The sequence below is a fragment of the Streptomyces lydicus genome (assembly GCF_004125265.1).
GTDB classification, from domain to species: domain Bacteria; phylum Actinomycetota; class Actinomycetes; order Streptomycetales; family Streptomycetaceae; genus Streptomyces; species Streptomyces lydicus_C.
In genome coordinates, this window is the sequence record NZ_RDTE01000003.1 from 4,998,789 (window position 1) to 5,023,438 (window position 24,650).

Consider the following 24,650-nt stretch of genomic DNA (forward strand, 5'->3'; position numbering starts at 1 on the left):
CGATCGCGGCCGAACGGTCCACGACGGACCCGACCGTCACCGACCCGTCCACGACGGACCCGCCCCCGACCGGCCCATCCACAACGGACCCGCCCACGACCGACCCGAACCCGAGGGGCCGACCGACCATGACCGAGACCACGCCGGACGCCCCCGCCCACTCCTCGCCGCCCAGCAGCTCCCCGCTCCCCACCCACCCCCCTCACCCCGGCCTCCCTGACCTCCGCGGCCAGGTCGCCCTCGTCACCGGTGCCGCCGGCGGCCTCGGCCGCGGTATCGCGCTGCGGTTCGCCGCCGCGGGAGCCGCCGTCGTGGCGCATTACCGTACGGGCGCCGAGGCGGCGCGGGACCTGGTCGAGCGGATCGAGGCGGACGGCGGGAGCGCGCTGGCGCTGGCCGCCGATCTGGCCGTCGAGGAGGAGTGCCACCGCCTGGTGACCGAGGCGGCCGGCTGGCGCGGGCGGCTGACCGCGCTGGTGAACAACGCGGGGGTGCAGCCGACGCAGGAGCTGGCCGGGATGTCGCTCGCCGACTGGCGGGCGGTGGCGGACGTGAATGTGCACAGCGTCTTCGCCTGCACCCAGGCCGCGGCGGCCGTGATGCGGGCGGGCGCCGGAGGGTCGGTGACCCATATCGCCTCCATCGAGGCGGACCGGCCGGCGCCGCGGCATGCCCACTACTGCGCGTCGAAGGCGGCGGTGGTGATGCACGCACGCACGGCGGCGCTGGAGTACGGGGCGTCGGGCATCCGCGTCAACAGCGTCTCGCCCGGTCTGATCGACCGGCCCGGCCTGGAAGGGGACTGGCCGGAGGGGGTGCGCCGCTGGCAGGCGGCGGCACCCGCCGGGAGGCTGGGCACGCCTCAGGACGTGGGCGATGCCTGTGTGTTCCTCGCCTCGCCGATGGCGTCCTGGATCACCGGGCACGATCTGGTCGTCGACGGCGGTGTGTCGGCCCGCCCCACCTGGTGAGGAGTGGCATGCGGCCCCGGGGCACGGCGGGCGCCCGGGCCGGGCACCGCGCCCCGCCCGTGCACCGCGCCCCGCCCGTGCACCGCGCCCCGTCCGGGCGCCGAACCGTTACGGCCAGACCAGGCAGTACGCCTGGTGCCCCGCCTCGTGCAGCCGGTGGCTGAAGTCCTGCCATTCGTGCAGCAGCTGGTAGACGGTGAAGGCGTCGCGCGGGCCGCCGCGGTCGGGGACGGTGGACCAGATGAAGGCGGCCGCGCCGACCGACTCCTCGCCGACGCCCCGCAGCGGGTCGACCACGGTCATCGGGAGCTTGACGACGGCGTAGTCGGGGTGGAGGACGACCAGTTCGAGCGGTGGAACCTTATGGAGGGGTATGCCCTCTATACCGGTGAGGACCATGGCGGCCATCGTCTCCGGCTTGATCTTGCTGAACATGCCGCCCATGCCGAGCTCGTCACCGCCGAGCTCCTCGGGGCGCATGGAGACGGGGACACGGGCCGCCGTCGCGCCGTTGGGCGCGCCGAAGTACCTGTACGTCACCCCCATGCGGCCGCCTCTGATCTCCCCGCCCGTGCTCTCGTGGCCCGTGGTTTCCTCGCGCGTGGTCCGGTCGCCCGTGGTGTCCTCGCGCCGGTGACGGCCGCGCTGGGCGCGCTCGGGACCCCGGTCATTGGTTCCCTCGCCCAGTTCGCCACCGCGATGCATATCTCCACCCGACCACTCGCAGCCCCAGCCGCGCAACCCGATCATCGTCTCAGAGACCTCCCCCGTCACCGGCGCGTGAAACGCCCGGCCGCACGCCCCCGTGCGCCTCTGAGACCATTGCTTGCGTGACTTACTCGTACGTCGGCCCAGTTTCGCAGACGAGTGGGGGCTGACGCCCGGTCGAAGCGAGAGGAATCAAAAATGGGGCGAGGGTGAACCGAGCGGCGCCCACAGGCGTATCGCGAGGCAGATTCCCGCCTTCCTAGTCAGCAGGGCCGCGCCCGAGCGCCGCCCACCCGCCGTTTATGCAGGTCAGGATCACAGTGTCTTTTCCGTATGAAGCCCCTGTTTCGCAGTCGCTCTTCGACCGTGCGTCCGCCGTGACGCCGGGCGGCGTCAACTCTCCGGTGCGGGCGTTCCGCGCCGTGGGTGGTACGCCCCGGTTCATGGTGTCCGGTACCGGTCCGTACCTCACCGACGCCGATGGCCGTGAGTACGTCGACCTGGTGTGCTCCTGGGGGCCGATGATCCTCGGCCACGCGCACCCCGAGGTGATCGCCGCGGTCCAGGAGGCGGTCGCCCGCGGTACGTCCTTCGGCACGCCCGGTGCGGGCGAGGTCGAGCTGGCCGAGGAGATCGTGGCCCGGATCGAGCCGGTCGAGCAGGTGCGGCTGGTCTCCAGCGGCACCGAGGCGACGATGTCGGCGATCCGGCTGGCGCGCGGGTTCACCGGCCGGCCGAAGGTGATCAAGTTCGCGGGCTGCTACCACGGGCACGTGGACGCGCTGCTGGCCGCGGCCGGTTCGGGCGTGGCGACCCTCGGGCTGCCCGACACGCCGGGCGTGACGGGCGCGCAGGCCGGCGACACGATCGTGCTGCCGTACAACGACCTGGAGGCGGTGCGGGCCGCGTTCGCCGCGCACCCGGGCGAGATCGCCTGTGTGATCACGGAGGCGGCGCCGGGCAACATGGGCGTGGTGCCGCCGCTGCCGGGCTTCAACCAGGGTCTCAAGGACCTGTGCGCGGGCAACGGGGCGCTCTACATCTCCGACGAGGTGATGACCGGCTTCCGCGTCAGCAAGTCCGGTTGGTACGGCATTGACGGGGTGCGTCCGGATCTGATGACCTTCGGCAAGGTCATGGGCGGCGGCTTCCCGGCCGCGGCCTTCGGCGGCCGCGCGGACGTCATGGCGCACCTCGCGCCGGTCGGCCCGGTCTACCAGGCGGGCACCCTGTCCGGGAACCCGATCGCCACCGCCGCGGGGGTCGCGCAGCTGCGGCTGCTGGACGACGCCGCGTACGAGAAGGTCGACGCGGTCTCCGCGGAGGTGCGGGGTCTGGTCACCGCCGCGCTGGCGAAGGAGGGCGTGGCGCACCGGCTCCAGGTCGCGGGGAACATGTTCACGGTCTTCTTCACGGACGCCGAGGTGACCGACTACGACGCCGCCAAGGCGCAGGAGTCGTTCCGCTTCACCGCCTTCTTCCACTCGATGCTGGAGCAGGGCGTCTACCTCCCGCCGTCCGCCTTCGAGTCGTGGTTCGTCTCGACCGCGCACGACACGGCGGCCGTCGAGCGCATCGCCGCCGCCCTGCCGGCCGCCGCACGGGCCGCGGCCGCGGCGACGGCCTGAGGACACTTCCGGCGCACGGGCCGGCGACTGCTTGCCGACGACTGAATGAATGGGTGACATGAGCAGCGAAGACATCACCGTGGTGCATCTGATGCGGCACGGCGAGGTGCACAACCCCGACGGCGTGCTCTACGGGCGCCGGCCCGGCTACCACCTCTCCGAGCTGGGGCGGAAGATGGCCGACCGGGTGGCCGAGCACCTCGCGGGGCGGGACATCACACATGTCGTCGCCTCGCCGCTGGAGCGTGCGCAGGAGACCGCGACGCCGATCGCCGGGGCGCACGGCCTGGAGCTGGCCACCGACGAGCGGCTGATCGAGGCGGCCAACGTCTTCGAGGGGAAGACCTTCGGGGTCGGTGACGGTGCGCTGAAGAAGCCGGGGAACTGGAAGTACCTGACGAATCCGTTCCGGCCCTCCTGGGGCGAGCCGTACCTCGAACAGGTCGTGCGGATGATGGCGGCGCTGGGCGCGGCACGGGACGCGGCGCGCGGGCACGAGGCGGTGGCGGTCAGCCATCAGCTGCCGATCTGGATCGTGCGCAGCTTCGCGGAGCGGCGGCGGCTGTGGCACGACCCGCGGAAGCGGCAGTGCACGCTGGCCTCGCTGACGTCGTTCACCTTCCACGGCGACAAGATCGTTTCGGTGGGGTACAGCGAGCCCGCGCGCGACCTGGTTCCCTCCCATCTTCTGGCCGGCGCCAAACCGGTCAAGGGAAAGGCCAAGGCCTTTGGTGCCTGACGGCGCATCATTTGGCGGAACGTCACCTGCAGGCGAAATGACCTGTCCAGGCGCATAACCCGTCACCCCGACGCTCGACATGCCCTCCTCTCCATTGTCCGTTTATATGGATATTGAGTTGGGCGAGCACGGATGGGGACGAGGGTATGCGCGCGATCAGCCGGCGAAAGCTGCTGGGCATGGGAGTCGGGGCAGCCGCTGCGCTGGGCCTCGCCGGCTGCTCGTCGACGGATTCGGCCGGCGCGGGGGCGGACAAGCCGCGGGCAAAGGGGGCGGTCCGGGCCCGGGCGAAACTCATCGGTGACGGTTCGACAGCATATTCCGGCGCGCAGCCCCATCAGCCCAAGGCGCCCGAACGGCTGGAGCCCGGCCAGACCCCGCCGCAGTTCGTGGTCTTTTCCTGGGACGGGGCCGGAGAGGTCGGCAACGGCCTCTTCCCCCGTTTCCTCCAGCTCGCCAGGGACCACGGCGCGGCAATGACCTTTTTCCTCTCCGGTCTGTATCTCCTGCCCGAATCCCAGAAGCACCTCTACGACCCGCCGAACAACGAGCAGGGCGCCTCCGACATCCCGTACCTCAGCGACGTCCACATCAGGGAGACCCTGAGGTACGTGCGGGAGGCCTGGCTGGACGGCCACGAGGTCGGCACCCACTTCAACGGGCACTTCTGCGGCAACGCCCCGACCTCGGTCAAGTACTGGACACCCCGGCAGTGGCAGTCCGAAATCGACCAGGCGATGGACTTCGTCACGAGGTGGCGCACGAACACCGGCTTCACCGACCTCGAACCGCTGCCCTTCGACTACCGCAAGGAACTGGTCGGCGGCCGCACGCCCTGCCTGCTGGGCCAGAAAAACCTGCTGCCCACCGCCCGGGAACTCGGCTGGCGGTACGACGCCAGCTCGCCCGGCGGTATGCAGATGTGGCCGAAGAAGAAGCGGGGCCTGTGGGACTTCCCGCTCCAGCTGATTCCGTTCCCGGGGCACAGTTTCCAGGTGCTCTCGATGGACTACAACATGCTCTTCAATCAGTCGAAGCACTCCACGCAGGCCCCGCCGGCCAACTATCCGGGCTGGCGGCAGCAGGCCACCGACGCATATATTTCCGGATTCCGCCGGGCCTACGAGACCAATCGTGCGCCGTTCTTCATCGGCAACCACTTCGAACAGTGGAATGGCGGTATCTACATGGATGCCGTCGAGGAAGCCCTTAAACACATTGCCAATGAGCAGAACAAAGATGTCCGCCTGGTGTCGTTCCGGCAGTTCACCGACTGGCTCGACGCACAGGACCCCGAGGTGGTGAGCAAGCTCCAGGAGCTGCCCGTCGGAGCGCGGCCGGAAGGCGGCTGGAAGTCGTATTTGTCGGCGGCCTGACAGATACCTCCGGGCGGCGGCGGGCCGTCGGAGGGGGGCGCGGAAGATCCGGAATGGGCCCATGCGAAACTTTTCACATGAGTGCTTGCCGCGCCCCACGCCGCCTCACGAGCCGCCGCCGCATCACCCTGCTCGCCGCAGGGGTGGCGGCCGCGTCGCTGACGCTCAGCGCCTGCGGCGACGGCGCCTCCGGCGGCTCGTCCCAGACCCGGTTCGTCCAGGGCAAGAACGGCATCGACACCGTCACGAAGGACGAGCGGCAGCCGGCCCCCGATCTTTCGGGTGAGACCACCACCGGCAAGAAACTGGACGTCGCCGACTACAAGGGCAAGGTCGTCATCCTCAACGTCTGGGGATCATGGTGCGGGCCCTGCATCGCCGAGGCGCCGAACTTCGCCAAGGTCGCAGGCGAGACCAAGACCAAGGGCGTCCAGTTCGTCGGGATCAACACCCGCGACTCCGAGAAGTCGCAGGCCGTCAGCTTCGAGGAAGAGCACAAGGTGCCCTACCCGAGCCTGTTCGACCCGACCGGCCGGCTGATGCTGCGCTTCCCCAAGGGCAGCCTCAACCCGCAGTCCATCCCCTCCACGATCGCCATCGACCGGCACGGCAAGATCGCCGCCCGCTCGATCGGCCCGGTCACCGAGGACGACCTCCGCAAGATGATCACCCCGCTGATCGCCGAGAAGTGATCACGTGATCGCGCTCGCCGCCGCCGCGGAGAACCAGACCGTCCTCAACGGGACCCTGCTCGCCGCCGTCCCCCTCGCACTCGTCGCCGGACTCGTCTCCTTCTTCTCGCCCTGCGTCCTGCCGCTGGTGCCGGGCTATATGTCGTACGTCACCGGCGTCACCGGCACCGACCTCGGCGAGGCCCGGCGCGGCCGGATGCTGGCCGGCGCCGCGCTCTTCGTCCTCGGCTTCACCGCCGTCTTCGTCTCCGGCGGCGCGCTCTTCGGGTTCGCCGGCCAGACCCTGCAGCAGTACAAGGACGTCGTCTCGCGGGTCCTCGGCGTGCTGATGATCCTGCTCGGGCTGGCGTTCGCCGGTTTCCTCAAGCGCTTCGGACAGCGCGAACTGCGCTTCCACATGAAGCCCGCGATGGGACTGGCCGGCGCGCCGGTGCTCGGGGTGCTCTTCGGCGTCGGCTGGACGCCGTGCCTGGGCCCCACCTTCGCCGCCGTCAGCGCCCTCGCGTACTCCGGCGCCAGCGCCGGCCGCGGCGCCCTGCTCACCGTGGCGTACTGCCTCGGCCTGGGCGTGCCGTTCATCGTCGTCGCCCTCGCCTTCCGCCGGGCACTCGGCGCCTTCGGCTGGGTCAAGCGGCACTACCTGTGGGTGATGCGGATCGGCGGCGGGATGATGGTCGCCCTCGGCATCCTCCTCGTCACCGGCATCTGGGACAGCCTGATGTCCGAGCTCCAGAGCTGGACGCAAAGCTCCACCGTTGGGATCTGATTGATGTCCACCAAGACCGACACCCCCCGCGACCCGGGCTCCGCGGCCGACGCGGGCAGTGATCTCGGCGCGGCCGGATCCCAGCTCTCCACCGCGCCCACGGAAGACGTCACCTTCCCCTCGCTCGGCCCGCTCGGCTGGGCGCGCTGGTTCTGGCGGCAGCTGACCTCGATGCGGGTCGCGCTGCTGCTGCTCTTCCTGCTGTCCATCGGCGCGATCCCCGGCTCGCTGATCCCGCAGACCAGCGTCGACCCGGTCAAGGTCGACCAGTTCAAGGCCGACCACTCCACCCTCGCGGGCATCTACGACAAGCTCGGGATGTTCCACGTCTACAGCTCGGTGTGGTTCTCCGCGATCTACCTGCTGCTGTTCATCTCGCTGATCGGCTGCATCGTGCCGCGCAGCTGGCAGTTCGTCGGGCAGCTCCGCGGCCGCCCGCCGGCCGCCCCCCGCCGGCTGACCCGGCTGCCCGCGTACACCACCTGGCGCACCGAGGCGGACCCCGAGGAGGTCCTCGACGCGGCACAGCGGCTGCTGAAGAAGCGCCGCTTCCGCGCCCACCGGGACGCCACCGCGGTCGCCGCCGAGAAGGGCTACCTGCGCGAGGTCGGCAACCTCGTCTTCCATGTCGCGCTGATCGTGATGCTGGTGGCGTTCGCCGTCGGCGGCCTGTGGAAGTCCGAGGGCAACAAGCTGATCACCGAGGGCGACGGCTTCGCCAACAGCCTCACGCAGTACGACGAGTTCAAGTCGGGACCGTTCTACGACACCGACGACATGGACCCGTTCGGCTTCAAGCTCGACCGCTTCGACGCGACGTACGAGCGGACCGGGCCGCAGCGCGGCACCCCGCGCACCTACCGCGCGCAGATCTCCTACTACCTGGGCGCGGACGGCAAGCAGCACCACACCGCGATCGAGGTGAACACGCCCCTCGACATCGCGGGCAACCGGGTCTACCTGCTCTCGCACGGCTATTCCCCCGTCGTCACCGTCAAGGACGGCCGCGGCAAGACGGTCTTCCACGGCGCCACGGCCTTCCTGCCCGCCGACCCGAAGAACCTCACCTCGACCGGTGTGGTGAAGGTGCCCGGCGCGCAGACCAAGGACGGCAAGCGCAACCAGCTCGGCTTCCAGGCGATGTTCGTCCCGACGTTCGGCGGCCGCGGCACCGGCTCGATGTTCTCGCAGTTCCCGGCGCTGGACTTCCCCGTGCTCTCGGTCAACGCGTACCACGGCGACCTGGGATTGGACTCCGGCCTGCCGCAGAGCGTCTACAAGCTGGACACCAAGCGCCTCAAGAAGTACCAGGACGGCAAGGGCGGCATCCTGAAGAAGATGCTGCTGCCCAAGGACCGCGTGGAGCAGCACGCGGGCTCCAAGAACAAGGCCGCCGTCCGCGCCGCCGAGGCACAGACCACGATGAAGCTGCCGAACGGCGAGGGCTCCATCACCTTCGAGGGCGTCAAGAGCTGGGCCAGCTTCAAGGTCTCCCACCAGCCCGGCAACGGCCTGGCGCTGACCGGTGCGGTCGCCGCCCTGCTGGGCCTGGCCGGATCGCTGTTCATCCAGCGCCGCCGGATGTGGGTCCGGGCGGAGAAGGGCGCCGACGGCGTCACCGTCGTCGAGATGGCCGGGCTCGGCCGCAGCGAGTCGGCCCGGCTGCCGGAGGAACTCGGCTCGCTCGCCGGGGACCTGTTCCCCCAGGCCCCGCCCGCCCCCGACGCCCCGCCAGCCCCCGATGCCCCTGCCCACGACACCGAAGACCCCGCGGAGCCCACTGACTCTGACGGACCTGCTGACCCCTCCGAAGGAGCGCGCGCGTGAACATCGCGGCCGCAGCCAACGAGACACTGGCGCACAACAGCAACCTGCTGGTCTATTCCGCGATGGCGGTCTATACGCTCGCCTTCCTCGCGCACATGGCCGAGTGGGTGTTCGGCAGCCGCAGCAAGGTCGGCCGCACCGCCGCCGCCCTGACCGCACAGTCCACGGCGTCCGCGACGGTCTCCGTCAAGTCCCGGCAGGGCGGCGGAACCGCGGTACTGGAGCGGCCCGAGGTCGTCACCAAGTCCCTCGCCGGCAGCCGCGACGTCCCCGACGGGCCGGGCGCCGCGGGCGACACCGAGAAGGGCGACCTCTACGGGCGGATCGCCATCTCGCTGACCGTCCTGGCCTGGGCGCTGCACGTGGGCGGCGTCCTCACCCGCGCCCTGTCCGTACAGCGTGCCCCCTGGGGCAACATGTACGAGTTCTCCACGACCTTCGCCGCGGTCGCCGTGGGCCTCTACCTCCTGCTGCTGGTGCTCGGGAAGAAGGTCCGCTGGATCGGGCTGCCCCTGGTCACCACCGTCCTGCTCGACCTCGGGCTGGCCGTCTCGGTGCTCTACACCGCCAGTGACCAGTTGGTGCCCGCGCTGCACTCGTACTGGCTGTGGATCCACGTCAGCTGCGCGATCATCTCCGGCGCGGCGCTCTACCTCGGCGCCGTCTCCACCCTGCTGTTCCTGTTCCGCGACTCCTACGAGAGCAAGCTCGCCGACCCCGCGGGGAAGCAGCCCGGCGCCTTCGCCTCGTCCGTACTGGAGCGGCTGCCCTCGGCCGCCTCGCTCGACAAGTTCGCCTACCGCGTCAACGCCACCGTCTTCCCGCTGTGGACGTTCACCATCATCGCGGGCGCCATCTGGGCCGAGGCCGCATGGGGCCGCTACTGGGGCTGGGACCCCAAGGAGGTCTGGGCCTTCATCACCTGGGTCGCCTACGCCTGCTACCTGCACGCCCGCGCCACGGCCGGCTGGAAGGGCCGCAAGGCCGCCTACCTGGGCCTGATCGGTTTCGCCTGCTACCTGTTCAACTACTACGGCGTGAACATCTTCGTGACCGGCCTGCACTCCTACGCGGGAGTCTGACCCGCACGCCCCCGGTGCCGTACGGGACGCCTCCACACGAGGCCGTCCCGTACGGCACCGTCGTTTCCCGGGGAGAGAAGGGACATCCGGCCGGCTACCGCCGCCTGCGCCGCCCCCGCTCCTGGCGCGGCTGCTGCTGCCCCGCCCCCGGCAGCGTCGGCTTCGGCAGGTTCGCCACCTCCCACTGCGCCTCGACCAGCTGCTCGGCGGTGTCACGGGGCAGCCGTGGCGGGCGGGGCGCCCGGTGCCGGAAGCCGAACGCCGACGTCAGATCACCGAAGGCCGCCCGCCGCCAGTCGCTGATGTTCGGCTCTTCGACACCCGTCCAGCGCTCCAGGAACTGCAGCACCGAGGTGTGGTCGAAGGGGTCGCCGGCGGCCCAGCCGCCCACCGTCCACGGCGAGATGATCAGACACGGCACACGGAACCCGCCGCCGATCGGCAGGCCCCGGACGAACTCGTCCTTGGTCCCGGCCGGCGGCACCGGCGGCGGCACATGATCGAAGAGTCCGTCGTTCTCGTCGTAGTTCAGGATGAAGACCGTCTTGGCCCACAGCCTCGGGTTGGACGCGATCGCCTCGATCTTCTTCGCGACATAGTCGGCGCCGGCGGCCGGCAGATAGTCCGGGTGCTCGGACTGGTGGCTGGTGGGGATCAGCCATGACACGGCCGGCAGCCGGCCGGCCCGGGCATCGTCCTCGAACGTCCCGGCCGGCTGCGCCCGCATCCCGCGCTCGTACAGCGGCTCACCCGGCTTGGCGTCCCGGAAGGTCTGGAACTGCTCCAGGAGGTTGCAGCCGTAGTCGTCCTCCTCCTGGTAGACCTTCCAGCTGATCCCGGCCGCCTGCAGCCGCTCGGCGTAGGTCGTCCAGCGGTACGGCTTGGGCGCGGTGTTGTTCAGCACCGGACCGCCCAGGGTGCCGCCCGGATCGAGGGTGCCGGTCATCCAGTACAGCCGGTTGGGCCAGGTCGGACCGAAGACCGAACAGAAGTAGTTGTCGCACAGCGTGAACGCCTCGGCGAGCGCGAACTGGAAAGGGATGTCCGCACGCGTGTGATAGCCCATCACATACGGCCCGTTGACCCCGTCGGCCTTGCGGTGCGCGGGCAGCCAGCGGTCCATCGTGCCGCCGTTCCACGCCTCGTGCTGCACCGACCAGGCATGGCTGGTGGAGGGGATGGCCTGGGCGCTGGTGGTGTGCGTGTTGAGGCGGAACGGCAGCAGATAGCCGTCCGGGTTCTCCGCGTCCGGCTGATGGAAGACGGACCGGCCGTCCGGCAGCGTCAGCGCGTCCGGGTCGGCGAAGCCACGGACGCCGCGCAGGGTGCCGAAGTAGTGGTCGAACGACCGGTTCTCCTGCATCAGCATCACGACGTGCTCGACGTCGTGCAGCGAGCCGTGACGCGCCGGTCCGGCGGCGACGGCCTTTTGCACGCTGGGCGGCAGCAGCGACAGCGCGGCGGCGCCGCCGACCGCGCCGGCCGCCGAGCCGAGGAGTCTGCGTCGGGTCATGTCGGGCATATGTGCCACTCTCCCTGAGTCGCGTGAGCCCTCAGTGGGCCGACATGACTGTGGCGGCGGGCGAGTTTCCCGGGCAGGGGGAGGTTGCTGAACGGTGCATCAATTGGCTGTGAACTGTCGAGAGTTGGCCGGGGACCCCTACGTCCCGTACGTCACACGCACCAGTGCCCGGCGGACCGTGCGGCGGCCGGATTTACGCGTCCGGGAAGGTGTATCAGGACACGCTGCCGAGGCCCGGAGTTCCCCCGGGCGCCGGGTAGGGGCGCTCCTCGGGCAGCAGCGCGGCGGCCGCCGCCATCCCCCCGGCACGCACCAGCTCATGGATCTCCCGGGCCAGCGGCGTGACATCCGTGATCGCCACCGTCCACTCGTCGGCATACCGGCGTGACGCCTCCCCCGCCAGCCCCAGCTGCAGCGACCGGTGCGGCAGCGCCCGCAGCCGCAGATCCCGCTCCGGATCCCACTGCACCCGCGCCGGCGCCCGCTTCAACTCCCGCCGCCAGGAGGCGCGGTCGGCGTGCTCCCCCGAGTCGTAGTGCGACAGGCAGGCCTGCCCCAGCGCCCAATCGAACCCGCCCCGCTCGATCTCGATCGCCAGCACGGTCTCCTGATCCGCCTTCTCCCCCCACCCGCAGCGGTACATCATCCACAGGAACGACGGCTTGATCCACGTCATCCGCTCCCGCTTCCACGCAGCGGGAAACCGCCCGTCCCGCGCCGCCGGCAGGCCCAGCGCGGGGGAGTACGCCTGATAGACGGTGACGGTCGACTCGGTGTACAGGGCGCGGATGCGGTGGGGTGGTTCGGTGGGGTGGGAGGAGGCGTGGACGGGGGCGTGGGCGGTCTCCACGGGGGCGGCAGGGGCGCCAGGGGCTTCGGGGGTGGTGCTCATGGCTGATCATCCTGACGGAGGGCGGGGCCGGCGGCCAGCGAATTGCGGGGCGGGGGAGCGCCGGGGCTTCCGGGCAACCCGCAAGGCCAACGCCTCCGAACCGGGCCTTCGTCGTGGCGCGGGTGAAGGCTGCACGGACGGTCGCGTAACTGCATGCGACGGATCATCAACACCCCGCTGTGGTAACACTTTTCCTGAGAGAAACGCTTGCGTCGGTGAGACGCGTCGAGGTGAACGGCCTTCACCCGGCACGGTGTGATCAAGGGGGAATCGCGTGACATCAGCAGACCCGGCGGGACAGGCGTGGGACACGCCTGCCGGCGCCGCACCCACACCCGGAGGCTCGCCGCCGCCTCCCGTCCCGCCGCAGCCACCGGCTGCACCGCCGCCCCCTGCCGACATCTATCCCGATGTGCCGCCGGCGGGCTCGGCGCGGCCGGCCACGGGGGTCAGCCTGCGGGTCAGCAAGCGGCTGCTCTGGGTCGGTGAGGCCTACTACCCGCTGCACAACATCGCCCGGGTGCACACGCTCACCATCCACCCCCGGCGCAAGGACGCCGTCCTGCTCTTCGTGAAGCGGCTGCTGATCATCGGGGTGGTGGTGACGCTCCTTGGCCTGCTCGCCGGTCTGATCGACTCGTCCAGCGGGTTCGGAAGCAGCGACAGCGGCGGTTCCCCCGGGCTCACCGCGCTCGTCGTGATCGTCGCGCTCGCGTCGCTGGTCTATTGCCTCGTGGAGATGCTGAAAGTGCTCGGCGCGCCGTCACACTACGTCCTGGCCGTCGAGACCTCCGGCCCCTCCACCGCCGTGGTGACCAGTCCGGACCAGGCCCAACTGAGGCGGCTCGCCCAGCAGATCGCGGACGCGATCGAGAACCCGCAGGCGGAGTTCGAGGTGCGGGTGGACACCATCACGATCAGCCCCAAGCACTATTACTTCGGAGACAACGTCAACATGTACGGCGGCACGGGCAACGTAGGGATGGCGGGCTGATGCGCGGCGGAGACCAGCACTACTACTTCGGCAGCGGCGACCACGTCACCATGCACGGCGGCTCCGGCAACGTCGGCATCGACAAGCGCGTCACTCCGGCGCAAGAGCTGCCCCCGGCCGTCCAGGAGGCCCTTCGCGAGCTCCTTGTCCTGGCCCGGGAGCTGCGCGCGCAGGTCCCGCCGGCCAGCGCGGGCGCCCTCGACACCGCGCTGCCGGCGCTCCGCGTCGAGTCGGACGTCCCACCGCAGGAGCGGCACCGCGCCCTGCTCGCGGTCGCGGGCATCGCCGCGACCGCGGGCACGCTCGGCACGCCGATCGTCGAGGCCATCAACAAGATCCTCGAACTCATGGGAGCGAAGTGAGTCACCGGGGGTAAGCCCGTCCCACACGACGCGAGCTCACCGGACAACACACCTGGGTCCGGTCTCGGGGGCGCGGGCCGCCGGATTGCAGGCCGATGGGGGCGGTGTGTGCCTGCCCTCGTCCGGTCACTCGCCCCCGATGTCCTCCTGCCACAGCTCCGGCCGGTTCCCGATGAAGTCCCGCATCATGGCGGCGCATTCGGGGTCGTCCAGCAGCACGATGCGTACGCCGTGCCGGGCCAGCCAGTCGTGGCCGCCGTGGAAGGTGCGGGCCTCGCCGATGACGACGCGGGAGATGCCGAACTGGCGGACCAGGCCGCTGCAGTACCAGCAGGGGGAGAGGGTGGTGACCATGGTCGTACCGCGGTACGTGGACCGGCGGCCGGCGGCGCGGAAGGCCGCGGTTTCGGCGTGCAGGGTGGGGTCGTCGTCCTGGACGCGGCGGTTGTGTCCGCGGCCGAGGAGGGTGCCGTCCGGGCCGTAGAGGGCCGCGCCGATCGGGATGCCGCCCTCGGCGAGACCGGTGCGGGCCTCGGCGAGCGCCGTCGCCAGCATGGCGCGGGCCTGTTCCTGGACGTGGGTGGGGTGGCCGGCCGGGTCGCTGTGGCGGTCGGCGTGGCCGTCGATGCGGCCGTCTACGTGGCCGTGCGGGCGGAGATCGTCGCGGTCCCGGCCCTGGTCCTGCGTACGGTCGTCCATGAACTCACCGTACGCCGGGCGGCACGCTCAGGGAGCTTCCTCGGGGCCGTTCGCCGTACCCCCGTTGGCGGTCCCGCCGTTCGCCGACCCGCCGTCCGAGGCACCACCGCTCTTGCGCCGCAGTTCCTCCTCGCGGCGGCGCAGGTCCGCCTCCCAGTCCTTGAGCAGCGCCTCGTCCTTCTTGTTCTCCTGCTGGAGGGAGCGCAGGAACTCGGGATTGTCGTCGGGCGCGACGAACTTGGTGCGGTGGTTGCGGTGCCAGGCGGAGGGCGTCGAGCCGCCGTCCGCCGCCGGCTGCCGCTGCTTGCCCGCCACCAGCCAGGCGACCGGGCCGACCAGCACCTCACCGAAGAGCAGGATGATGATCACCCAGATCACCTTGGGCAGTCCGCGCACCTGGGATTCGGGGGTGTTCAGGCAGTCGATGAACGCGTAGATCCACAGTGCGAGCACCAGGAGGAACGGCAGATACCTGAGCATTGCGGACGAGCCCCCTGCACGCGACGGCGGGCCCGCGGCGGGGCCCGGTGACCCGTCCAGGGTAGTGCGTACCCGATACTGGACGGCATGGCTTACGACGATCTTCGCTCGTTCCTGCGCGCACTGGAGCGGGAGGGCGACCTGAGGCGCATCAAGGCCGAGGTCGACCCGTATCTGGAAGTCGGCGAGATCGTGGACCGGGTGCAGAAGTCCGGCGGCCCGGCGCTGCTCTTCGAGAACGTCAAGGGCTCGGCGATGCCGCTCGCCATGAACGTCTACGGCACCGACCGGCGGCTGCTGAAGGCACTGGGCCTGAAGACGTACGAGGACATCAGCGCCAAGATCGGCGGGCTGCTCAAGCCGGAACTGCCGCAGGGCTTCGTCGGCGTGCGTGAGGCGTTCGGGAAGCTCGCGGGCATGACGCACGTGCCGCCCAAGAAGATCAAGGAAGCGCCCGTCCAGGAGGTCGTGCTCCAGGGCGACGACGTCGATCTCGACCAGCTCCCGGCGCTGTTCACCTGGCCCGAGGACGGCGGCTCCTTCTTCAACCTCGGGCTGACGCACACCAAGCACCCGGAGACCGGGGTGCGCAACCTCGGCCTCTACCGCCTCCAGCGCCACGACAAGCGCACCATCGGGATGCACTGGCAGATCCACAAGGACAGCCGCAACCACTACCAGGTCGCCGCCAAGCGCGGGGAGAAGCTGCCGGTCGCCATCGCCTTCGGCTGCCCGCCGGCCGTCACGTACGCCTCGACCGCGCCGCTGCCCGGTGACATCGACGAGTACCTCTTCGCGGGCTTCCTCCAGGGCAAGCGGATCGAGATGGTCGACTGCAAGACCGTCCCGCTACAGGTCCCGGCCAACGCCGAGGTCGTCATCGAGGGCTGGCTGGAGCCCGGCGAGATGCTGCCCGAGGGCCCGTTCGGCGACCACACCGGCTTCTACACGCCGCAGGAGCCCTTCCCGGCGCTGACCATCGACTGTGTGACGATGCGCAAGCGGCCGCTGCTCCAGTCGATCGTGGTGGGGCGTCCGCCGACGGAGGACGGGCCGCTGGGACGGGCGACGGAGCGGTTCTTCCTGCCGCTGCTGAAGATCATCGTCCCGGACATCGTGGACTACCACCTGCCGGAGTCCGGCGGCTTCCACAACTGCGCGATCGTCTCGATCGACAAGAAGTATCCCAAGCACGCGCAGAAGGTCATGCACGCCATCTGGGGCGCGCACATGATGTCGCTGACCAAGCTGATCGTGGTCGTGGACGCGGACTGCGATGTCCACAACCTCCACGAGGTCTCCTGGCGGGCGCTCGGCAACACCGACTACGCCCGCGACCTCACCGTCGTCGAAGGCCCCGTCGACCATCTCGACCACGCCTCCTACCAGCAGTTCTGGGGCGGCAAGGCGGGGATCGACGCGACGGAGAAGTGGCCCGAGGAGGGCTATACACGCGACGGCGGCTGGCCGCACATGGTCGAGTCCGACCCGCGGACGGCGGCGATGGTCGACCGCCGTTGGAAGGAGTACGGACTCTCATGAGCAGTGCATCCGCCGCGGTCCCGCAGCCGGGCCGCACCAAGGCCTTCCTGCGCCTGGTGATGATCGAGCACTCGGTCTTCGCGCTGCCCTTCGCCTATATCGCGTCGCTGACGGCGATGTACGAGTGGGACCGGCACGTCCACTGGGCCCGGCTGCTCCTCGTCACCCTCGCCATGGTCGGGCTGCGGACGTTCGCGATGGCGGCGAACCGGATCATCGACCGCGAGATCGACGCCCGTAACCCGCGCACCGCACAGCGCGAACTGGTCACCGGCGCGGTGTCGGTGAAGTCGGCGTGGACGGGCGCGCTGATCGCGCTCGTCGTCTTCCTGGGCGCGGCGGCGCTGCTGAACCCGCTGTGCCTGGCGCTGGCGCCGCTCGCGGTGGTGCCGATGGTGGTCTATCCGTACGGCAAGCGGTTCACGAACTTCCCGCAGGCGATCCTCGGCCTGGCCCAGGCGATGGGCCCGATCGGCGCCTGGCTCGCGATCACCGGTTCCTGGTCCTGGGAGGCGGTGATCCTCGGCCTCGCGGTCGGCATCTGGATCGGCGGCTTCGACCTGATCTACGCCTGCCAGGACGTGGAGACGGACCGTGAGGTCGGCGTGAAGTCGGTGCCGGCCCGCTTCGGCATCCCGGCCGCGATCCGGGGCGCGCGCGGCTGCCACCTCGTCACGACGGCGCTCTTCGTCTGGTACGCGCTGGCGACCGGCGCCGGTCTGTTCTTCTGGCTGGGCCTGGTGATCGTGGCGGCGGCCTTCCTGTACGAGCACACGATCGTGAAGCCGCATGACCTGACCCGGCTGAACCGGGCGTTCTTCCAGGTCAACGGCTTCATCGGGATTGCGCTCTTCGTGTGCGCGCTGCTGGATCTGCTGGTGCGGGGGCTGACGGTGTGACGGCTTGGGGCCGGCTGTCTCGGCCCTTGCCGAGCGGCGCCGGTTCTCTCAGCCCTTGCTGAGCGGCCAGGCAACCAGCCGCGGATAGGTCCACAGCTCACCGCGGGACGCCTTCACCGTGCCGATGACCGCGCAGATGATGCCGGACAGGGCGAAGCCGCCGAAGAGGACGATCACGGTCAGCAGCGGGACCGCCAGGCCGGAGCTGTTGCGCTGTGCCTCCGTGTGGGCGGCCGCGGCGAAGATGAGGGCGCTGGCGAAGTAGAGCACCGTGCCGAGCGCCGCCATGACGGCCTGGGTGATGCCGAAGTTCATGGCCTGGGTGGCGTGGTGGCGGACGTACGGATCGTGCTTGTGGCGGTCGTTGCCGCGGACGGACAGCGGGAAGATCCAGCCGAGCAGGGCGCCCAGCCCGCAGCACATCGTCGAGCCCACGGTCACGGTCAGCAGCGCGCCGAGGTGGGCCCACATCGCGGGGCCGGTCGAGGGCGCGGGCGGCGGGGCGCCGGGGCCGTAACCGGGTCCTGGCGGCTGCTGGGCGCCGGGGTAGCCGTAGCTTCCTGGGCCGCCGTGCCAGCTCTGCTGCGATGCCCCGTACGGATCCTGCGGCGTTCCGTACCCCGGCTGCGATGCCCCGTACGGATCCTGCGGAGTTCCGTACCCCGGCTGTGGTGCCCCGTACGGCTGCTGTGGTCCGCCGGCCGGAGGGCCGTAGCTGGGCTGGTGGTAGTCGGACATGGTCTGCTCCCCCGTATGTACTGCGTACCGCGGCCGCGTGCTGCGCACCCCGCCGTGCCCCGGCGCCGCGCGTGCTGCGAGGCAGTGCGCCGCCGTGGCTCCCGTTCACAGCCGAGGCTACGTGACGGGTCGGACACCGGCCCCGGCGAGGTCGTGGCCGCGCGGGCGCTCCCGGAAGACGAAGGCCGCCAGCACCCCGCCGATCAGCCCGAACAGGTGCCCCTGCCAGCTGATCCCGTTGTCGGACGGCAGCGCGCCCCACAGGATCGAGCCGTAGAGCACGCCGATGACCAGGCCGATGCCGATGTCGAGGGCGCTGCGCTCGATGAAGCCGCGTACCAGCAGATAGCCGAAGAGGCCGAAGACGACGCCCGAGGCGCCGGCGGTGTTGCTGTCCGGTGCGGCGGTGAACCATACGCCCAGCCCGCTGGCGAGGATGATCAGCAGCACGACCGCGAGCAGGCGGCCGATCCCGCTGCGCAGCGCGGCGACGAAGCCGAGCAGCAGCAACGGCAGGGTGTTCGCGGCGAGATGGGCGAAGCCGAAGTGCAGGAACGCGGCGGGCACCACATCGAGCAGTTCGGCGGGCTCGCGCGGCTGGATGCCGAAGGTGTCCAGGCTGCCGCCGGTGGCGGCGTCGACGCCCTCCAGCAGCCACAGCAGCGCGACCCAGCCCAGCATCAGGCAGATCGCGGGCTTCGCGCGTGATCTCATCTTCGGCCGTCCCTTCTCGTCCCCCGGCGGGGCGGCCCTCGGCGGGGCCGCGCGCGGGGCGCCACAGGTAAGAACGGCCGTGGTGGGGTCCGCGGTTCCGCCGGATAGGCTCGATGCGTGGAGCCGCCGCACAACGACACCAGTAAGCAGGGCCCCGGCCGACGCCGTCCGTGGGTCGTGGGGATTTCCGGCGCGTCCGGGACGCCGTATGCGGCGTCCGTGTTGCGCGGGCTGCTCGCCGCCGGGGAGGCGGTGGATCTGATCGTCAGCCGGGCGTCGCGGCTGACCCTGCTGGACGAGACCGGGATCGCCTTCCGGGATGCCCACTGGCGCGCCGGCCTGCGGGAATGGCTGGCGCGCGGGGCGGACGGCAAACCGTCGACGTTTCCGGTGACGGAGGCGGACCTGGCGGATGTGCGGTACTGGCCGGCCGGGGATCTGGCGGCCGGGCCCTCGTCGGGTTCGTATCCGGTGAAGGGGATGCTGATCGTCCCGGCGAGCACGGCGTGTGTGGCCGGGGTGGCGCTCGGGCTCTCGAAGGATCTGCTGCAGCGGGTGGCGAGCGTGACGCTCAAGGAGCGGCGGCGGCTGGTGGTCGCGGTGCGCGAGACCCCGCTGAACGGTCCGACACTCAAGCACCTGGTGACGCTGGACGAGGCGGGCGCCGTGGTGCTGCCCGCCTCACCGGCGTTCTATGCGGGGGCGACGCACATCCAGGATCTGGTGGACTTCGTCGCCGGCCGGGCGCTCGATGCGGCCGAGGTGCCGCACGGGCTCTACCGGCGCTGGGAAGGGGAGCTGCGGGGCGGCTCCAAGGAAGCGGAGGAGGCCCCGGACGCCGGCTAGCGCTTCTTCGCTGCGGCGGCGCGGCCGAAGAGGCGGGTCCGCGGTGCCGCGGCCCGGTGGGCACGTGAACGATTGGCCTGGTCCTGCAGCTCACGCATGCGGGCGTAGGCCATCTCGATCGAGTACACGGTGACAACTCCTGAGATCGTCTGTGATTGTCGTGATCGGCTGAAAGATTCACAGGGTCAAGGCCCTGTATGCCTTAGATTCTACATGCAGAACCCGAATATGCGTAAAGATTGGAAGGCTTGAGGGCATGGACGCGGTGGATAGGCAGCTCATCCAGGCACTTCGCGAGAACGGCCGGGCCTCGTACGCGGAGCTCGGCCGGCTCGTCGGCCTCTCCGGGCCCAGCGTCACGGACCGGATCAACCGCCTCGAAGCGGCGGGTGTGATCACCGGATACCGCGCGACGGTGGACGCCGCCTCGCTCGGCCTCGGTGTCACGGCACTGGTGGGCATCTCGCTGTCGGACGCCACCGACCACGAGGACGTCGCGCAGCGGCTGCGCGACCTCGAAGAGATCGAGGACTGCTGGTTCATCGCCGGCGACGACTCGTACATGCTCAAGGTGCGCGTGGGGGACGTCGACGGGCTGGAGCGCACCATCCGGCGGCTCTCCGGCACCAAGGGTGTCTCCCGTACGCGCACCACGATCGTGCTCTCCACCAAGTGGGAGAACCGGGTCGGCCAGCTGCCCGAAGAGACCGAATAGGGCGGGCGCGGAGGACGGGCAGGCCGATCGGGCTCCCGGCCGGCGCCCGGGAGCGGACGGGCGCGCCAAGGGGCCCCCGTCCGCTCCTGCCATGGGGGAGTAGGCTCGTCGGAGCCCGTTTCCGGCTCCGGACAGGCACCGGAACGGCACCGAATACGGCAGAGACTGGGAGGCGACCGGATGGCTGCGTCGATGGATGTGGGCCTCAAGCGTGAGCTGGAGGCGAAGGTCCACGCCGGGGAGCGGCTGACCCGCGAGGACGGCATCGCCCTCTACGAGTCCGACGACCTGGCGTGGCTGGGCGGCCTCGCCCATGAGGTGCGTACGCGCAAGAACGGCGACGTCGTCCACTTCAACGTCAACCGCCACCTCAACATGACGAATGTGTGCACCGCGTCGTGCGCCTACTGCTCCTTCCAGCGCAAGCCGGGCGAGAAGGACGCGTACACGATGCGCATCGAGGAGGCCGTCCGCCTCGCCAAGGCGATGGAGAACGACAACCTCACCGAGCTGCACATCGTCAACGGGCTCCACCCCAACCTGCCGTGGCGCTACTACCCGCGCTCGCTCAGCGAGCTGAAGAAGGCCCTGCCGAACGTCTCCCTCAAGGCCTTCACCGCCACCGAGATCCACCACTTCGAGACCATCTCGGGTCTGTCCGCCTCCGAGATCCTCGACGAGCTGATCGAGGCCGGCCTGGAGTCGCTGACCGGCGGCGGCGCCGAGATCTTCGACTGGGAGGTCCGGCAGCACATCGTCGACCACCGCACCCACTGGGAGGACTGGTCGCGGATCCACCGCCTCGCCCACGAGAAGGGCCTCAAGACCCCCTCGACGATGCTCTACGGGCACATCGAGGAGCCGCGTCACCGCGTCGACCACGTCCTGCGGCTGCGTGAGCTCCAGGACGAGACCGGCGGCTTCCAGGTCTTCATCCCGCTGCGCTACCAGCACGACTTCGTGGACATGCAGGACGGCAAGGTCCGCAACAAGCTCCAGGCCCGTACGACCATGGCGACCGGCGCCGAGGCGCTGAAGACCTTCGCGGTCTCCCGCCTCCTCTTCGACAACGTCCCGCACGTGAAGTGCTTCTGGGTGATGCACGGCCTGCAGACCACCCAGCTCGCGCTGCAGCACGGCGCGGACGACATGGACGGCTCGGTCGTCGAGTACAAGATCACGCACGATGCGGACAACTACGGGACGCCCAACAAGCTGACCCGTGAGGACCTGCTCGACCTGATCCGCGACGCCGGCTTCCGCCCCGTCGAGCGCAACACCCGCTACGAGGCCATCCGCGAGTACCCGGGCCCCGACCCGGACCGCCGCGAATCCCCCCAGCCGATGCGGGTCTGACCTGCGCGGGGCGCTGTCGGCAGCGGCAGAGGCCGCGGCAGCGGCCCAGGCGGCGGAAGTTAGGGTCCGGGTCATGGACGTGCGTTTCGACCTGGACCCTTCCGTCACCCCCGGACTCCGCGACGGGATATGCGCGTTGTGGGCCGATGTCTCCAACGCCGGGGGCGCGGTCGGCTTCGTCCCGCCGGTGTCGCCCGCCGAGGTCCGTCCCGATCTGCTCACCCATCTGACGGCCATGGCCGAGGGCCGTACCCGCCTGATGGTCGGCCGGGACGCGCGCGGCCGGGTGCTGGCCACGGCCTTCCTCACCTTCAACGGACACCGGCTGATGACGCACTGGGCGTGGGTCTACACGGTCATGGTCCACCCCTCCCTCCAGGGGCAGGGCGCAGGCCGCCGGCTGATGGCCGCGGTCGCCGAGGCCGCCCGCACCTTCGACGGCGTCACCGCGCTCCGTCTCACCTGCCGCGGCGGCACGGGCGTCCACCGCTTCTACGAGGCCTGCGGCTACCAGGAGGTCGGCCGCGTCCCCGGCGCGATCAAGCTGGCCGACGACGACTTCCGCGACGACATCACCATGTGGCTGGAGCTGGGCTGAACCACGGGTCCGGCGGGGGTCACGAAGATCGCCCGAAGCGCTGTGCTTGACTGGATGCAGACCCTTTAGGTTGCCGTTGAGGAGAAGGTCCCATCCGTGAGTAGCCACAACTTCGCCACGCTCCGCTACACCGCCCTTCGCATCGGCCTCTTCGTCGCCTCGTTCGCCGTGGTGTGGGCGCTGGCGTACGTCCATGTCATCCCGATCGCCATCGGTGCCTCCAACGCCGTCTGGCTGCTGCTGCTCGCCATCGTGATCTCCGCGCCGCTCAGCTTTGTGCTGCTGCGCAAGCAGCGGGACGCGATGTCCGAGCAGATCGTCGCCAAGGTCGACCGCCAGCGCGAGCGCCTGATGGCGAACGCCGGCCAGGAGGACGGGGCGCAGTAGCCCGCAGTATCAGGCGGCAGTAACGGGCCGCGGCGGCGGTCCGCGGCGGCGGTCCGCGCCGAACGGCCTGGACCTTGTGTAAGACGCCTCACAGTCGCTTCTCCACCACAGGCGCCCGGCCATGGATTTCGCTCCATGGCCGGGCGCCTGTGGTGTTTTTGACGGAGGGTCCGCTGCGCCCGCCGTACCGCCGGCCTCTCCGGAACCCAAAGATTTTCTTTGGGTTCCTCAAAGTTCAAGTGTTAATGTACGTGACATGAAGACAGCAGCCGCGCCCCCGTCCCCCAGGAGCACTCCGCTCGTGGCGCGCCTGCACGTCGATCTCTGCCGCTGTATGTCCGCGGCCTGTTGCCGCCGCTGACCGCTTTCCCCAGCGGCCGGAGATCTTCTCCCCGACCCCTCCGGGCGGGAGAGGCCCCCTTCGCGCCTGCCCTGCAGCCGCGCTCCTCCCCGGCGCGCTTCTTTTCGCCGTCCCGCCGTCCTTGACGTCCCCGACGTCTCCCCTGTCCCCGGAGTGTGTCCGTTGTCCACGTCTGCCGAGACCGCCGAGCCCCCACAGGCTCCCCAGGCCCCCAAGTCCTCCCGCATACCCAAGGTCCCGTTCTGGGTGCAGATCCTGGCCGGCCTCGCCCTGGGCGTGCTGCTCGGCTGGATCGCCAAGAGCGGTGACCTCGGCTGGCTCACCACCACGCTCCAGCACATCGGCGATCTCTTCGTCCAGCTGCTGAAGCTCGCCGTGGCGCCGCTGGTCTTCTTCGCGATCCTGGTGTCGATCACCAATCTGCGCCAGGTCAACAACGCGGCCCGGCTGGCCACCCGCACCCTGCTGTGGTTCATGGTCACCTCGCTGATCGCCGTCGCGATCGGCCTGGCGATCGGCCTGCTCACGAACCCGGGCGCGGGCACCGGCCTGACCCCCAAGGACGGCAAGCTCCCCGACCACGCGGGTTCCTGGATCGACTTCCTGACCGGCATCGTCCCCACCGACATCATCACGCCGTTCACCGAGCTCAACGTCCTGCAGATCGTCTTCATGGCCGCCGTGGCCGGCATCGCGGCCCTCCAGCTCGGCGAGAAGGCCGAGCCGGTCCTCACGATCAGCCGCTCGGTCCTCGAACTGCTCCAGAAGGCCCTGTGGTGGGTCATCCGCCTCGCCCCGATCGGCACCGTCGGCCTCATCGGCAACGCCATCGCGACCTACGGCTGGAACCTGATCGGCAAGTACGCGACCTTCACCGTCGACATCTACGCCGGCTGCGCGCTGGTCCTCTTCGGCGTCTACCCGCTGCTGCTGTCGACCGTCGCCAAGGTCAACCCGCTGCAGTTCTTCCGCGGCGCCTGGCCCGCCATCCAGCTGGCCTTCGTCTCCCGCTCCTCCGTCGGCACCATGCCGGTCACCCAGCAGGTCACCGAACGTCTCGGTGTGCCGCGTGAGTACGCCTCCTTCGCGGTGCCGTTCGGCTCGACGACCAAGATGGACGGCTGCGCCTCGATCTACCCGGCGATCGCCGCGATCTTCATCGCCCAGATCTTCGACGTCCCCCTCGGCATCGGCGACTACGTCCTGATCGCCTTCGTCTCCGTCATCGGCTCCGCCGCCACCGCCGGTCTGACCGGCGCGACGGTCATGCTGACGCTGACCCTCTCCACACTGGGCCTGCCCCTGGAGGGCGTCGGCCTGCTGATGGCCATCGACCCGATCCTGGACATGATGCGCACGGCCACCAATGTGGCCGGCCAATCAGTATGCACGTTGCTGGTGGCTGCGCGTGAGGGAATCCTCGATCGGGAGGCGTTCAGCGGCCCGAAGAGCATCAACCTGGACACGGCTGCTGCTGGCGGCGCGGAGGAGAAGGTCTCCGTGCCGGCTGCTGCATAGCTGAGCTGGTCCATCGACTGCGCCCTGACTCTCCCAAGTCGGGGCGCAGTCGTGCGTGCTTAGGCAGTGTCCGAAGGGACTTCCGCACTTGTGTCGACCAGTGGCACCAGTACCGCCACAACCGCAAGGGAACTCAGTACCAATGCGGTTGCGCACTCAGCACTAACGACTTACCGCCTGCCTTCAGCCTCGTCGGTGCCGCGCTGTGAGGTGTATCCGCCACATGTGCCACGTCAGC

The 24,650-nt window shown here is 70.1% G+C and carries 26 protein-coding genes; 18 read left to right on the top strand and 8 right to left on the bottom strand.

The genetic code is table 11. The annotated features are described in order from the left end of the window. The first annotated feature begins 128 nt into the window (after positions 1–128). A complete protein-coding gene (locus tag D9V36_RS24395; protein WP_129298658.1) occupies positions 129–971 on the top strand; it encodes an SDR family NAD(P)-dependent oxidoreductase in 843 nt (280 codons plus the stop codon). Between the two features lie 108 nt (positions 972–1,079). Here D9V36_RS24395 and D9V36_RS24400 read toward each other — a convergent pair whose 3' ends face one another. Beyond that, complete coding sequence (locus D9V36_RS24400; protein WP_129295645.1) at positions 1,080–1,676, bottom strand: hypothetical protein; 597 nt, start codon at positions 1,674–1,676, stop codon at positions 1,080–1,082. A 323-nt stretch (positions 1,677–1,999) separates the two neighbouring features. Between D9V36_RS24400 and hemL the strand changes: the two genes are divergently transcribed. The 7 genes from hemL (at position 2,000) to ccsB (ending at position 9,789) form a co-directional block, all read left to right on the top strand. Beyond that, the gene (gene hemL, locus D9V36_RS24405) at positions 2,000–3,307 is read left to right on the top strand and encodes a glutamate-1-semialdehyde 2,1-aminomutase (RefSeq protein WP_206739727.1); all 1,308 of its coding nucleotides are present in this window, start codon (positions 2,000–2,002) and stop codon (positions 3,305–3,307) included. Between the two features lie 58 nt (positions 3,308–3,365). Then, complete coding sequence (locus tag D9V36_RS24410) at positions 3,366–4,046, top strand: histidine phosphatase family protein (RefSeq protein ID WP_088798494.1); 681 nt, start codon at positions 3,366–3,368, stop codon at positions 4,044–4,046. A 146-nt stretch (positions 4,047–4,192) separates the two neighbouring features. Beyond that, positions 4,193–5,422: a hypothetical protein gene (locus D9V36_RS24415; RefSeq protein WP_129295647.1), complete on the top strand. Its 1,230-nt coding sequence runs from the start codon at positions 4,193–4,195 to the stop codon at positions 5,420–5,422. A 77-nt stretch (positions 5,423–5,499) separates the two neighbouring features. Further along, positions 5,500–6,114 carry a TlpA family protein disulfide reductase gene (locus D9V36_RS24420; protein WP_129295648.1) on the top strand — a complete coding sequence of 205 codons (615 nt, stop codon included), beginning with the start codon at positions 5,500–5,502 and terminating at the stop codon, positions 6,112–6,114. A gap of 4 nt (positions 6,115–6,118) precedes the next feature. After that, positions 6,119–6,880, top strand: a complete 762-nt coding sequence (locus tag D9V36_RS24425) for a cytochrome c biogenesis CcdA family protein (protein WP_129295649.1) — start codon at positions 6,119–6,121, stop codon at positions 6,878–6,880. Positions 6,881–6,883: 3 nt separating this feature from the next. Then, positions 6,884–8,707, top strand: coding sequence for a cytochrome c biogenesis protein ResB (resB, locus tag D9V36_RS24430; protein WP_129295650.1), 1,824 nt, complete (start codon positions 6,884–6,886; stop codon positions 8,705–8,707). Then, positions 8,704–9,789, top strand: a complete 1,086-nt coding sequence (ccsB, locus tag D9V36_RS24435) for a c-type cytochrome biogenesis protein CcsB (protein WP_129295651.1) — start codon at positions 8,704–8,706, stop codon at positions 9,787–9,789. The genes resB and ccsB overlap by 4 nt, the downstream gene beginning before the upstream one ends. A 94-nt stretch (positions 9,790–9,883) precedes the next feature. Here ccsB and D9V36_RS24440 read toward each other — a convergent pair whose 3' ends face one another. Then, a complete protein-coding gene (locus D9V36_RS24440) occupies positions 9,884–11,311 on the bottom strand; it encodes an alkaline phosphatase family protein (protein WP_129295652.1) in 1,428 nt (475 codons plus the stop codon). Positions 11,312–11,525: 214 nt separating this feature from the next. Then, the gene (locus D9V36_RS24445) at positions 11,526–12,203 is read right to left on the bottom strand and encodes a DUF4291 domain-containing protein (RefSeq protein WP_129295653.1); all 678 of its coding nucleotides are present in this window, start codon (positions 12,201–12,203) and stop codon (positions 11,526–11,528) included. A 274-nt stretch (positions 12,204–12,477) separates the two neighbouring features. On the opposite strand from D9V36_RS24445, the gene D9V36_RS24450 reads away from it, so the two are divergent. Together D9V36_RS24450 and D9V36_RS24455 are read left to right on the top strand one after the other, a co-directional pair. Then, positions 12,478–13,197 (top strand): DUF6232 family protein, encoded by a 720-nt coding sequence (locus tag D9V36_RS24450; RefSeq protein WP_241721016.1) that lies wholly within the window; start codon positions 12,478–12,480, stop codon positions 13,195–13,197. Beyond that, on the top strand, positions 13,197–13,559 hold the full coding sequence (locus D9V36_RS24455; protein ID WP_129295654.1) for a hypothetical protein: 363 nt from the start codon (positions 13,197–13,199) through the stop codon (positions 13,557–13,559). The genes D9V36_RS24450 and D9V36_RS24455 overlap by 1 nt, the downstream gene beginning before the upstream one ends. Before the next feature lie 126 nt (positions 13,560–13,685). Here D9V36_RS24455 and D9V36_RS24460 read toward each other — a convergent pair whose 3' ends face one another. Both D9V36_RS24460 and D9V36_RS24465 read right to left on the bottom strand, forming a co-directional pair. After that, complete coding sequence (locus tag D9V36_RS24460; RefSeq protein ID WP_129295655.1) at positions 13,686–14,258, bottom strand: deaminase; 573 nt, start codon at positions 14,256–14,258, stop codon at positions 13,686–13,688. A 27-nt stretch (positions 14,259–14,285) separates the two neighbouring features. After that, on the bottom strand, positions 14,286–14,738 hold the full coding sequence (locus tag D9V36_RS24465; protein ID WP_129295656.1) for a PLD nuclease N-terminal domain-containing protein: 453 nt from the start codon (positions 14,736–14,738) through the stop codon (positions 14,286–14,288). 87 nt (positions 14,739–14,825) lie between these two features. On the opposite strand from D9V36_RS24465, the gene D9V36_RS24470 reads away from it, so the two are divergent. Together D9V36_RS24470 and mqnP are read left to right on the top strand one after the other, a co-directional pair. Then, entirely contained in the window at positions 14,826–16,280 is a 1,455-nt protein-coding gene (locus tag D9V36_RS24470) for a menaquinone biosynthesis decarboxylase (protein ID WP_129295657.1), read from the top strand. Next, entirely contained in the window at positions 16,277–17,179 is a 903-nt protein-coding gene (gene mqnP, locus D9V36_RS24475; RefSeq protein WP_129295658.1) for a menaquinone biosynthesis prenyltransferase MqnP, read from the top strand. Before D9V36_RS24470 ends, mqnP begins: the two co-directional genes overlap by 4 nt. 48 nt (positions 17,180–17,227) lie before the next feature. Here mqnP and D9V36_RS24480 read toward each other — a convergent pair whose 3' ends face one another. Continuing rightward, on the bottom strand, positions 17,228–17,917 hold the full coding sequence (locus D9V36_RS24480) for a DUF4870 domain-containing protein (protein WP_129295659.1): 690 nt from the start codon (positions 17,915–17,917) through the stop codon (positions 17,228–17,230). Between the two features lie 117 nt (positions 17,918–18,034). Further along, positions 18,035–18,631 carry a rhomboid family intramembrane serine protease gene (locus D9V36_RS24485; protein ID WP_129295660.1) on the bottom strand — a complete coding sequence of 199 codons (597 nt, stop codon included), beginning with the start codon at positions 18,629–18,631 and terminating at the stop codon, positions 18,035–18,037. Positions 18,632–18,748: 117 nt separating this feature from the next. Between D9V36_RS24485 and D9V36_RS24490 the strand changes: the two genes are divergently transcribed. Next, complete coding sequence (locus tag D9V36_RS24490) at positions 18,749–19,477, top strand: UbiX family flavin prenyltransferase (RefSeq protein WP_129295661.1); 729 nt, start codon at positions 18,749–18,751, stop codon at positions 19,475–19,477. Here the strand turns inward: D9V36_RS24490 and D9V36_RS42700 are convergent. Continuing rightward, entirely contained in the window at positions 19,474–19,605 is a 132-nt protein-coding gene (locus tag D9V36_RS42700; RefSeq protein ID WP_256331844.1) for a hypothetical protein, read from the bottom strand. The genes D9V36_RS24490 and D9V36_RS42700 overlap by 4 nt on opposite strands. A gap of 128 nt (positions 19,606–19,733) precedes the next feature. Between D9V36_RS42700 and D9V36_RS24495 the strand changes: the two genes are divergently transcribed. The 5 genes from D9V36_RS24495 to D9V36_RS24515 all read left to right on the top strand — a co-directional run bounded on the left by D9V36_RS24495 (position 19,734) and on the right by D9V36_RS24515 (position 24,412). Further along, on the top strand, positions 19,734–20,192 hold the full coding sequence (locus D9V36_RS24495) for an Lrp/AsnC family transcriptional regulator (protein ID WP_129295662.1): 459 nt from the start codon (positions 19,734–19,736) through the stop codon (positions 20,190–20,192). A 192-nt stretch (positions 20,193–20,384) separates the two neighbouring features. Continuing rightward, positions 20,385–21,548, top strand: a complete 1,164-nt coding sequence (gene mqnE, locus D9V36_RS24500) for an aminofutalosine synthase MqnE (protein WP_129298660.1) — start codon at positions 20,385–20,387, stop codon at positions 21,546–21,548. Positions 21,549–21,621: 73 nt separating this feature from the next. After that, positions 21,622–22,146, top strand: a complete 525-nt coding sequence (locus D9V36_RS24505) for a GNAT family N-acetyltransferase (RefSeq protein ID WP_129295663.1) — start codon at positions 21,622–21,624, stop codon at positions 22,144–22,146. Positions 22,147–22,242: 96 nt separating this feature from the next. Continuing rightward, positions 22,243–22,533, top strand: a complete 291-nt coding sequence (locus tag D9V36_RS24510; RefSeq protein WP_129295664.1) for a DUF4229 domain-containing protein — start codon at positions 22,243–22,245, stop codon at positions 22,531–22,533. Positions 22,534–23,056: 523 nt separating this feature from the next. Beyond that, positions 23,057–24,412, top strand: coding sequence for a dicarboxylate/amino acid:cation symporter (locus tag D9V36_RS24515; RefSeq protein WP_129295665.1), 1,356 nt, complete (start codon positions 23,057–23,059; stop codon positions 24,410–24,412). The last annotated feature ends 238 nt before the right edge of the window (positions 24,413–24,650 follow it).

Bases quoted from the DNA above. Each gene is read 5' to 3' on its own strand.
- D9V36_RS24505 (WP_129295663.1), top strand. From the start codon at position 21,622: ATGGACGTGCGTTTCGACCTGGACCCTTCCGTCACCCCCGGACTCCGC.
- D9V36_RS24400 (WP_129295645.1), bottom strand. From the start codon at position 1,676: ATGCATCGCGGTGGCGAACTGGGCGAGGGAACCAATGACCGGGGTCCC.
- D9V36_RS24480 (WP_129295659.1), bottom strand. From the start codon at position 17,917: ATGTCCGACTACCACCAGCCCAGCTACGGCCCTCCGGCCGGCGGACCA.
- resB (WP_129295650.1), top strand. From the start codon at position 6,884: ATGTCCACCAAGACCGACACCCCCCGCGACCCGGGCTCCGCGGCCGAC.
- D9V36_RS24415 (WP_129295647.1), top strand. From the start codon at position 4,193: ATGCGCGCGATCAGCCGGCGAAAGCTGCTGGGCATGGGAGTCGGGGCA.
- D9V36_RS24440 (WP_129295652.1), bottom strand. From the start codon at position 11,311: ATGCCCGACATGACCCGACGCAGACTCCTCGGCTCGGCGGCCGGCGCG.
- D9V36_RS24410 (WP_088798494.1), top strand. From the start codon at position 3,366: ATGAGCAGCGAAGACATCACCGTGGTGCATCTGATGCGGCACGGCGAG.
- D9V36_RS24485 (WP_129295660.1), bottom strand. From the start codon at position 18,631: ATGAGATCACGCGCGAAGCCCGCGATCTGCCTGATGCTGGGCTGGGTC.
- D9V36_RS24495 (WP_129295662.1), top strand. From the start codon at position 19,734: ATGGACGCGGTGGATAGGCAGCTCATCCAGGCACTTCGCGAGAACGGC.
- D9V36_RS24445 (WP_129295653.1), bottom strand. From the start codon at position 12,203: ATGAGCACCACCCCCGAAGCCCCTGGCGCCCCTGCCGCCCCCGTGGAG.
- D9V36_RS24395 (WP_129298658.1), top strand. From the start codon at position 129: ATGACCGAGACCACGCCGGACGCCCCCGCCCACTCCTCGCCGCCCAGC.
- D9V36_RS24460 (WP_129295655.1), bottom strand. From the start codon at position 14,258: ATGGACGACCGTACGCAGGACCAGGGCCGGGACCGCGACGATCTCCGC.
- mqnP (WP_129295658.1), top strand. From the start codon at position 16,277: ATGAGCAGTGCATCCGCCGCGGTCCCGCAGCCGGGCCGCACCAAGGCC.
- D9V36_RS24470 (WP_129295657.1), top strand. From the start codon at position 14,826: ATGGCTTACGACGATCTTCGCTCGTTCCTGCGCGCACTGGAGCGGGAG.
- D9V36_RS24465 (WP_129295656.1), bottom strand. From the start codon at position 14,738: ATGCTCAGGTATCTGCCGTTCCTCCTGGTGCTCGCACTGTGGATCTAC.
- mqnE (WP_129298660.1), top strand. From the start codon at position 20,385: ATGGATGTGGGCCTCAAGCGTGAGCTGGAGGCGAAGGTCCACGCCGGG.
- D9V36_RS24455 (WP_129295654.1), top strand. From the start codon at position 13,197: ATGCGCGGCGGAGACCAGCACTACTACTTCGGCAGCGGCGACCACGTC.
- D9V36_RS24420 (WP_129295648.1), top strand. From the start codon at position 5,500: ATGAGTGCTTGCCGCGCCCCACGCCGCCTCACGAGCCGCCGCCGCATC.